Consider the following 9142-nt stretch of genomic DNA (forward strand, 5'->3'; position numbering starts at 1 on the left):
CATAGATTCGGTAAAGCCATCCGGTCCGCGCATCTGTTCCATCTCGTTCTCATTGATGACATCAGTTCAACGTTTACGCCCACGCCCCGGATGACGGCCACACGAGGTATTTCACCAGCCTGCTAAAGGATGTCTTGGGATCGAGCCACCGAAGAGCATCAGACGCATTGAGCACGGCTGGACGATGCGACTTTTCATCTACAATACCGGTTCGAGCCCGCGCCGTGACGACAACAAAGCCGTCGGTTTCTTTAGGCTCCTCGTCGAGCGCGTAGCTTATCAACGCCGCTAAATATATAGGCTGATCATCCATCGGCCTGACGAAATAAGGCTGCTCTTTCCCGTTTTCGACTATCCATTCGTACCAGCCATCCGTAGGGACAATCACTCGCGCGGTTCGCCACATTGTTTTCCATGTCGCCGTGTTCCTATCGTCGAGTCGACAATTGACGATCATTGGTCGCCGCGTATCCGCGAAGACAGGAGCGAACCCCCAACGCGCCGTCATCGGTCCTTCTCGATAAAAAACCGGTTGAACAGATCCCGGGGCAATGTTCCAGGAACGTGGAAAACGAGCGTCTCTGAAGGGTTCCTCACCAAACAGCAGGGCTACGTAAATGTGCGCATCTCTTGCGCGGGAATACCGACTACACATCGATGACCCCGAGGTTTTATATAGTCGTCATATGCTAGCGAAATTCAGACCCGCACAATGTGGTGCATCCCGCTTTTCAGTGAGCGAATGGCGAATCTCGCTACATTCACGGATATGAATCAAGGCAATCGCCATCGATCCGTTCATTGGATGAATCGAGGAGGGCTCGAAATACAACTTCGCGTTTCTAAGCGACGAATTTAATAACACAACAGACTTAGCTGAGACTTAGCAAAGGGAATTATTTCCCGTACGCACAGGCGTATCACGATTACGTAATCGTGTAGGTTGCCTGCGTAATCCGCTTGCCGTGGCGCCGCATTTTTTTGTCCTCGATAGCAGACGCGAGACGGGTAAGTGAAGAGGCTCAAAACGCCTACCATGCAGTCCCGATAAATTACTTAGTGGCAGCTTTCATCTAATTACAGGTACGTCACTTAGCGCAACTTTCTCGACACACATTTGTAAACATCAGGATTGCAGATCAATGTGTAACTAATCCTTCACGATCGGCTGATACCGTTGCGCCATCCTCGAAATTTGCGGTAAGGATTTCGAGCACGTAAGCAAGGTCGATATCACCTCTGAAGGAGACGAGTAATGAGTCAAGTCGTAGGGAAATGGAATACCGGTACCACCCTCGCCGTATTGCTCATGGCGATGGCGAGCCTGAATGCCAATGCTCGCGATGACAACGCACCCAAACGCGTATTGATGATTAGCGTCGATGGGATGCATGAACAGGACGTCGCGCGTTGCATTGGGGCGAACACTTGTCCGAACCTGGCTTTGCTTGCCAAGACAGGAGTGACCTATACGAACGCGCGGACGCCGGGTTTGTCGGATTCATTCCCGGGATTAGCCGCTCTCACAACCGGTGGTTCCCCGAAGACCGCCGGGCTCTTTTATGACGTCTCCTACGATCGCACGCTCTATGCGCCTGGCGACCCGACGTGCTCTGGCAAGCAAGGGTGGAATGTCGTTTTTGACGAAACCACTGGAATTGATGCCGAGAATGGCGGTGCTCTAATCCATTTGGACGGAGGCGGAGCATTCAATCCGCAGGCCATCCCACACGCTATGGTCAAGGGTGTATGTACGCCTGTGTACCCGCACGACTACATCAAAACGAACACCGTTTTCGAAGTTATCAAGGAACACAAACGCAACGCGAGGACCGCATGGGCGGATAAACACGCGTGGGGTTACGACTGGCTAAACGGCCCATCTGGACTTGGCGTAGACGATTTAGCGCGGACTGAGATCAACTCTATCGACCCTGCAACAAAAACAAATTACACCGATATTTACTCCCACACTGCGAAGTTTGATGACTTGCACGTAAATGCACTGATCAACCAGATCAATGGCAAGGACTCGACTGGCCTAACGCGCGGGAAAGTACCGACGTTGTTTGGCGCAAATTTTCAGACCTTGAGTGTTGCGCAAAAAGCGACTGTGGCGAGCGGCGGCGGGTATCTTGACGCGAGCTTCACACCAGGCCCACAAGTCGCGGCTGCAATTGCCTATGTCGACGATTCGCTTGGGCGTGTTGTCAGCGAGCTCAAGCAGCGAAACCTGTTTTCATCAACGATGATCATCGTGACGGCCAAGCACGGGCAATCCCCGACCGATCACACAAAGCTCATTAAGAACGGAGACACCGTCACCGCGCTGCTTGAGGCGAACGGTTATCTTGATGCCAGCGGCAACTTCGGCCAAAACGCTACCAAAACAGGAAATCTCAATGACGGCAGCGGCCTTTCCGCAACCGGGTTCGTGCAAAGCGACGACGTCAGTCTTATCTGGTTGCGCGATCGTCACCAAATAGATTCCGCCGTAAAAACGCTTCGAGCGAACTTAAGTTGCAATGCCCCAGGCATTTGTGCTGACGGGCCGCAGGCCTACATACTTTCAGGCGAGCGCATGGAAAATACGTTCGGGGACCCTGCTCGCGGTCGCACGCCGGATATCATCGTGCAGCCAAATCCGGGGGTGATCTACACGTCGAGCAAAACGAAAGATGAAGAACACGGCGGCAACGCGCCCGACGATGCCCATCTCGGGCTTGTAGTGTCTTATGCGGGACTTCGCCATGCAAGTACCGTCGACTCGCCTGTCACGATCACTCAGGTTGCACCTACCATTCTTCAGTCTCTTGGCATTGATCCGGATCTCCTGCAATCTGTTGCCCGTGAAGGCACACGGGTACTACCAGGTATAGACATCGATCGCTAAGCACAAAACGTCTCGTACTCGCCTATGTGCGTGGCAAGTACGAGACGCACCCGCCGGTTTTCATTCGTGATCAATAAGTGTGCGCGTGAATCTATGCGACAGGCTCCCGGCTCTTGCGGCAGTTATATGTTGAATCAACAAGTTCAGCGGGCTGATCGATTCTCGGGAAAGTCACTGTGACGCGAAGCCCGCCTTGTTCGTTCCAGGCGGCGTCGCCTAGGGTCAGTGATGCGCCAATTCGGGTCGCGATAGTCTGTACTATGGACAGCCCAAGCCCCGATCCACTTTGCCCGGACCCAAGCACACGATAGAACCGGTCAAATACCCGAGCGCGTTCGTCCACGGGAATACCAGGACCCGTATCCTCGACAACGATCGACGTCTGATTATTGTTGGTGTGCACCGACAGGTCCACACGCCCGCCAACCGGCGTATAGCGTATAGCGTTGTCAACGAGGTTTTTTAGCACCGCGCCTAGGTCTGCTTCATTGGCGGGGACCCAAATGTCTGAATCTCCGGTCACGCCAATATCGATCTGGCGCGCTTGCGCAAGCGGAATCAGGTCTTCGAGCACGCGGCGAAATGCCAGCGCGACCAGGCTGAGATTTGCCTCAATGCCGTTGCCTTCCTGCGCGTGCGCGAGCGTCAGCAACTGCTCGACAAGCGCGCGCGTGCGCGTGAGGCCATTGCTCAAGGCAGTAAAGCGTTCGCGCGCCTGCGTCGACATTTCCGACACATCCAGCCGCTCTGCCTGCAGCAAGAGCACCGTAAGCGGCGAGCGCAATTCATGCGCTGCGTCGGCTATGAACCGCCGCTGGAGCGCAACCGACTGGTCAACGCGCGCGAGCATACGGTTATTAGCAACAAGAAACGGCACGATCTCGGCCGGAAGCTGCGGGTCGCCGGTAACGCGTATTTCTGAAAGATCGTGATCAGGACGGACATCGAGTTCTGCGGCAAGCCGCGCGAGGGGCTTGAACATATGCCTGACCAAAAGGAACACGACCCCGACCAACACCGGCGCCAGTACAAGAAACGGAATTAGCGTGGCGACCGCACTATTGCGGGCGATTTCGTTTCTATCGGAAGTCTGTTGGCCAACAGCTACGCGAGTACCCGGCGCCAGTGTGCGGACCACAATGCGCCATTCGCGGTTGCCGAGAGTCAGCGTCCTCATGCCGTCAGGCAGCGTAGGGGGCAAGTCGAGCAGGCGCTGCGTGTTGACGTTGCCAAGCTTTTGCACTACGACCTTCGCCTCCGGCTCGAACTCCGGCACATAATGCACGGAGCCTTCCGCCATGGAGTCCACATTTTCCGCCGTGACGAGCGTAGCCACTTCCTTGAGCTGCTGATCCTGGATCTCGTTGGCCTCGTGGAACGCGGCCTTGAACGAAAAAATGCCTGCCGCGACGGCACTCAAAAGAACGGCAATTGCGAGCCACATGGACAAGCGCAACTGGAGCGACTGCCCTACCCGCCTTTCGATACCATCCATCCGACACCCCTGACGTTTTTGATCGTGTCGCTGCCGAGCTTTCGCCGCAGCGAGTGGATCAGAAATTCGACCGCGTTGCTTTCGACCTCTTCGTTCCAGCCGTAGATGCGGTCTTCGAGCTCCGTGCGCGACAGGATCGCACCAGGACGGATCATCAACGCCTGCAGCAGCGCAAATTCGCGCCCGGAAAGCCTTAAGGATATCCCGAGGGAGGATGCTTCGTGCGTGGCAGGATCAAGCGATATAGTGCCATTGGTCAGCACGGGTGCGGCGACGCCGGCACGGCGACGGACAATCGCGCGCAAGCGCGCGAGCACTTCGGACATTTCAAACGGCTTGAGTACGTAGTCATCGGCGCCGCTGTCCAAGCCGCGGATGCGATCGACAACCGCGTCGCGTGCGGTGATGATAAGGATAGGGATAGCGTTGTTGCTGGCGCGAATGGCGCTCAGAACGCTCATGCCGTCGACCTTCGGCAAACCAAGGTCGAGCAGAATGGCTTCATACGAGTGAACTTTGACTGCGCTCAGCGCCTGCTGTCCGTCGCGCACCCAGTCCACCCCACATGACGCATCCTTTAACGCGTCTCTGACGACTTCACCGATCATCCAGTCGTCTTCGACCAATAGCACTCTCATTGGGTGTCCCAAAATCCGCGGCATATGCCAATTGCCGCCAATCCAACATGCCGTCTCTTCAGCATACGGTCACCTGTGGTGTGGAGTTCGCGCATGTCGCTCGCCAGCCGATCGAACAACGAGCGCAGTGCGCACGGCGAGGACGTCGTCAAATTCGTGGCCGTAAGGTTATCAAAGAAATCGCGCAGGCTCTCTCGCGCGTGAGCCGTCGCAGCGACGAAACCGGTCGCGTCTTCGGGTACGTCTTTCACCGCGTTATTGGCGGCGGCATCCACGCGTTTCAGGATATGCTCGAGATAAGAACGGTTGTAACTCGCAGCGAAAGAGGCGCGTTCACGCGCCGGCCCGCTTATAGCGCACATCGCTTGTTGGGCGAGCGCTTCTGCAGCATCGAAAGCATCCGTAGTTTCGCGGATGCGCTCGGCCAGGTGCACGCCGATTGCTTTACGCGCGCGTATGGCCTCCTGTGCAGGAATCGCGACGCCGAGCAAAATCCCGGCAACGGCCCCCACCCCATCCAGCCAACCGTTTGACATGACGCCGTACCTTCGAACCTGTTGGAAACAGTGTGCTTGCAACATACCGGCGCGAAACGCGTCGGCTGGATATTAGTGGGCCATCCCGCCTCATCCTGACAGTCGGGGGTTTGTATTTATCCATGGGCCTTCCCACTTCGACGCCGACCCACGCGTCATCATAGGTTCAGAAGGCGAAACAATAATTAGCAGAGGCTTACATAGCATGCGAAACAGCCAGGCCCGGGTAAGTTGATCTCAGGACATCGACACGCCCAGCAGCTCGCCAACACCGAACGTAAACCCTGTCGCCACCATCCCGATCAGAATTTGCCTTACTGCTGAATACACCGCCCCGCGGCTATTGAAAAGCGACGTGAACACGCCGATGGCAGCCAATCCCACGCTGCTAAGCACGGTGCACTGGATAATCCCGCTCACGCCATGCGCCCAGACGAACGGCATTACGGGAATCACCGCATCAGTCGAAAACAGAAATAACGAAACGGGGCGGGCAGTCCATCAGGTGCCGCCCAGTTCAGTTGGGTCGAGTCCGACTTCTTCGCGGGCCAATGTATCTAGCGCCCTATCCTTATCGAGCATGATTCGCGCTGCGATGCGACGCGCTTCTGCCGCGTCGAGCCCCTTCGACTGATAGATCAGCCCGAGTTCGCGTGAGTTCGTGACAGACAGCCATTCCCCGAGCGCCATAGAACAAGCGCCGGTCACAAGTCCGGGCAAAGGCAGTCAGCAAAATTGTTTTGGCAGGTGCTGCCTCCCCGCAACGCCCATGATCAGGCGAATGCAACTATTTCCATTCCGCGTTTGACGGCCTGCTATACGCTATCACGCGAGGTGGGGAGCATGCGCCGAAGCGTGGCGTCACGGAGAACAAAATGATGAAAAAGCGCAGCAGCCGCATGCAATCCAACGACCGCGAGCAGAACCCAAGCAAAAACCCCATGCCAGTCGCCAAGCGAATGTCCGAATGGCGATCCTTCAGGTGTCAAGGGCGGCAACGGCAACAGCGTACCCAGGAAGCTTGGCCAACCTCTGGATGATGCGTTCGCCCACCCCATCAGGGGCAGTGCGATCAGCAGAAGATAAAGAGCCCAGTGTGTAAGGCGCGCAACCGCCGCGAGCGGACGGGGAATGCTTGGCAACTCGGGTGGTGCCGGATGGGTTAAACGCCACACGATCCGCAGGGCCACCAGCATCAAGATCAGCATGCCCACCGACAAATGCCATGCGATCAACCCCACTGGCTGGGTACCGCGGTGCACATCGGGCATGGTCCACGCAATCGCAAACTGGGCCGCGAGAAGTAACACGGTCGCCCAGTGGAAGAAACGTGCGGTGCTGCTATAAACAGACGGAGTGTTCAAGGAATTCTTCTGCATATGCGTATGTCCTTATAGGTCTGAACCGAGCAGCCTAAGCCCGGACCCTTAGTTGAGACTTAGTGGCACACGGAGCTTCTCCATTTGCACATGGGATATCACAGTATCAGTCCATTTCATATAGCGATGCTTACGTTCATGCAAACCTGCGTAAGCGCGCGCTAATTGTATTCGTTGAATGTCTATCTATGATCGGACGCAGCCAGGTTTAATCGAGGTGTTGGCGAGTCGCCTCACGACCTGATGACATCCCGGATTCCCGGTCATTCGTGCCTGCCGGTGCAAATGAGCGGGGGCCGCAACGATTGACGGGGATCGCGATGACTTGGACGCCGCTGCCCGCGACGGAATGGATTCTGATTGCGCTATGCTGTCTTTCGGCATGCTACATCACCGTGGTTGCACTCGTTCGACACGGATACGCCCCTCCAATGGTGAATAGCGTCGTTCCGGCAAAGCCGCGACCGGTCAGCGTGCTTAAACCGTTATGTGGATTCGAGCCTCGCCTTTACGCGAACCTTGAAACTTTCTGCGAACAAACCCATCCCTGCTTTCAGCTCATTTTCGGTGTGTCTTCGCATAGCGACCCTGCTGTCGCGGTGGTGGAACGCTTGCGGGCAACTTATCCCGACGTCGACATCACGCTGGTTGTGGACGCAACACTCCACGGAGCGAACCACAAGGTCAGCAACCTGATCAACATGGAGCAGCACGCGCGCCATGAAGTGTTTGTCATGGCCGACAGCGACATCGCGGTTCAGCCGGATTACCTGGTGAAAGTCACTGCGCCGCTTGAACAACCGGGCGTCGGCATTGTGACCTGCCTGTATCGCGCGCGCCGGGTCGGAAACTTCTGGACGCGCCTGGGTGCGCTTTTTATCGATGAATGGTTTGTGCCGTCCGTTTATCTCGCCCATGCCACCGGTTCGCAGCGCTTTGGTTTCGGCGCGACGCTCGCCATGCGCCGGGAGACCCTGGATACTATTGGCGGACTGGCGGCGGTGAAAAACTGCGTCGCCGACGACTATTCGATCGCTCACGAAATCCGCCAACGGGGGCTATGCACTTATTTGTCTGAAGTCGTTGTTTCGACCGACGTGACCGAGCGCGATTTCGTCTCGCTCTGGCAACGCGAGACCCGCTGGCTTCGCACGATCCGAACAGTTCATCCACTCGGCTTTGCATTTATTCTCATCTCGTTTGCATCTCCTTGGCTGCTGACGAGTTTCATTCTCGGCCTCGGTTATGACGCAAACGGCGGCTCGATCTCAGCAGGGATGGCAGACATGCTGGCGGACCTCTGCACTTCGTTCGGCGTCAGCGCGCGCGTCTTGTTGCACTGGCGCCGGGCGCGTGACTGGCGTGCGTTTCTGCGCGACTTGCCACTGATTCCCCTGCGCGACTTGCTCTTCTGGGCCGAGTGGGTAGTCGCGGCCTTCGGATCGCACGTGATGTGGCGCGGGAGCCGGATCCGCATTGACGAGAATGCTCCGGCCAAAAACCAGCCGGATGGTCCCGAAGCCTTTGATCGAACCTAGCATCGCGAAAAAAAGGTCCGCATGAAAACATTGCGCATGCCATTGGCCTCCCGCCTCGCAAACACGAGCCGCGTATCGCGTGCGCTTATCATCACCGCCGACGACTTCGGCTTGCACCAACGCGTCAACGTCGCCGTGGAGCGTGCGCACAAAGAAGGCGTGCTAAGCGCGGCAAGCCTCATGGTCGGCGCAGATGCAGCGGCAGACGCCATCGAACGCGCGCGGCGGATGCCGGATCTGCGCGTGGGTTTGCATCTGGTCCTGGCGGACGGACAGGCAACCCTGGCGGCATCGGAGATACCCTCCTTGGTCAATCGCAACGGGCGCTTCGGCGACGCGATGGTCCGGGACGGCATACGGTTCTTCTTCCTAGCGCATGTACGCGCTCAGCTTGAACGCGAGATTCGCGCGCAATTCGAGGCGTTTGCTGCGACCGGCCTTGCGCTCGACCACGTGAACACCCACAAGCACTTTCACCTCCATCCGACAGTGCTTACGATCATCCTCAAGGTTGGCCGCGAGTTTGGCATGCGTGCAATGCGGCTTCCTCGCGAAAATAACATCCCTGCCGCGCTGGTTCCATGGATATCGCTGGTCAATGCGCGGCTCGACCGTCACGGCATTGCGCACAACGATCGGGTCATTGGTATCACCCAAAGCGGC

Annotated in this window: 8 protein-coding genes and 1 pseudogene; 3 read left to right on the forward strand and 6 right to left on the reverse strand. The window is 56.9% G+C overall.

Annotated elements, in window-relative coordinates; genetic code table 11:
* Positions 1-73: 73 nt before the first annotated feature.
* Positions 74-655, reverse strand: coding sequence for an SOS response-associated peptidase family protein (locus tag ACRXB1_RS22670; protein WP_449493281.1), 582 nt, complete (start codon positions 653-655; stop codon positions 74-76).
* A 654-nt stretch (positions 656-1309) separates the two neighbouring features.
* Here ACRXB1_RS22670 and ACRXB1_RS22675 point away from each other — a divergent pair.
* Entirely contained in the window at positions 1310-2893 is a 1584-nt protein-coding gene (locus ACRXB1_RS22675; protein ID WP_449493288.1) for an alkaline phosphatase family protein, read from the forward strand.
* Positions 2894-2984: 91 nt separating this feature from the next.
* Here ACRXB1_RS22675 and ACRXB1_RS22680 read toward each other — a convergent pair whose 3' ends face one another.
* From ACRXB1_RS22680 to ACRXB1_RS22700, 5 genes and pseudogenes are all read right to left on the reverse strand, one after another.
* Positions 2985-4388 (reverse strand): ATP-binding protein, encoded by a 1404-nt coding sequence (locus ACRXB1_RS22680; protein ID WP_449493282.1) that lies wholly within the window; start codon positions 4386-4388, stop codon positions 2985-2987.
* Positions 4364-5026 (reverse strand): response regulator transcription factor, encoded by a 663-nt coding sequence (locus ACRXB1_RS22685; RefSeq protein WP_449493283.1) that lies wholly within the window; start codon positions 5024-5026, stop codon positions 4364-4366. Before ACRXB1_RS22685 ends, ACRXB1_RS22680 begins: the two co-directional genes overlap by 25 nt.
* Positions 5023-5562, reverse strand: coding sequence for a hypothetical protein (locus ACRXB1_RS22690; RefSeq protein WP_449493284.1), 540 nt, complete (start codon positions 5560-5562; stop codon positions 5023-5025). Before ACRXB1_RS22690 ends, ACRXB1_RS22685 begins: the two co-directional genes overlap by 4 nt.
* Before the next feature lie 237 nt (positions 5563-5799).
* Positions 5800-6339 (reverse strand): annotated as a pseudogene (locus ACRXB1_RS22695) (VIT1/CCC1 transporter family protein); the annotation flags it as partial.
* Positions 6340-6377: 38 nt separating this feature from the next.
* The gene (locus tag ACRXB1_RS22700; RefSeq protein WP_449493285.1) at positions 6378-6941 is read right to left on the reverse strand and encodes a cytochrome b; all 564 of its coding nucleotides are present in this window, start codon (positions 6939-6941) and stop codon (positions 6378-6380) included.
* A gap of 320 nt (positions 6942-7261) precedes the next feature.
* Between ACRXB1_RS22700 and hpnI the strand changes: the two genes are divergently transcribed.
* Together hpnI and hpnK are read left to right on the forward strand one after the other, a co-directional pair.
* Positions 7262-8479: a bacteriohopanetetrol glucosamine biosynthesis glycosyltransferase HpnI gene (gene hpnI / locus ACRXB1_RS22705; RefSeq protein WP_449493286.1), complete on the forward strand. Its 1218-nt coding sequence runs from the start codon at positions 7262-7264 to the stop codon at positions 8477-8479.
* A gap of 36 nt (positions 8480-8515) precedes the next feature.
* Positions 8516-9142: hopanoid biosynthesis-associated protein HpnK (gene hpnK / locus ACRXB1_RS22710; RefSeq protein ID WP_449493287.1), on the forward strand; the 627-nt coding region annotated here is incomplete at its 3' end.

This window comes from Caballeronia sp. M23-90, from assembly GCF_053574605.1.

Bases quoted from the DNA above. Each gene is read 5' to 3' on its own strand.
- ACRXB1_RS22670 (WP_449493281.1), bottom strand. From the start codon at position 655: ATGTGTAGTCGGTATTCCCGCGCAAGAGATGCGCACATTTACGTAGCC.
- ACRXB1_RS22675 (WP_449493288.1), top strand. From the start codon at position 1,310: ATGGCGATGGCGAGCCTGAATGCCAATGCTCGCGATGACAACGCACCC.
- ACRXB1_RS22680 (WP_449493282.1), bottom strand. From the start codon at position 4,388: ATGGATGGTATCGAAAGGCGGGTAGGGCAGTCGCTCCAGTTGCGCTTG.
- ACRXB1_RS22685 (WP_449493283.1), bottom strand. From the start codon at position 5,026: ATGAGAGTGCTATTGGTCGAAGACGACTGGATGATCGGTGAAGTCGTC.
- ACRXB1_RS22690 (WP_449493284.1), bottom strand. From the start codon at position 5,562: ATGTCAAACGGTTGGCTGGATGGGGTGGGGGCCGTTGCCGGGATTTTG.
- ACRXB1_RS22700 (WP_449493285.1), bottom strand. From the start codon at position 6,941: ATGCAGAAGAATTCCTTGAACACTCCGTCTGTTTATAGCAGCACCGCA.
- hpnI (WP_449493286.1), top strand. From the start codon at position 7,262: ATGACTTGGACGCCGCTGCCCGCGACGGAATGGATTCTGATTGCGCTA.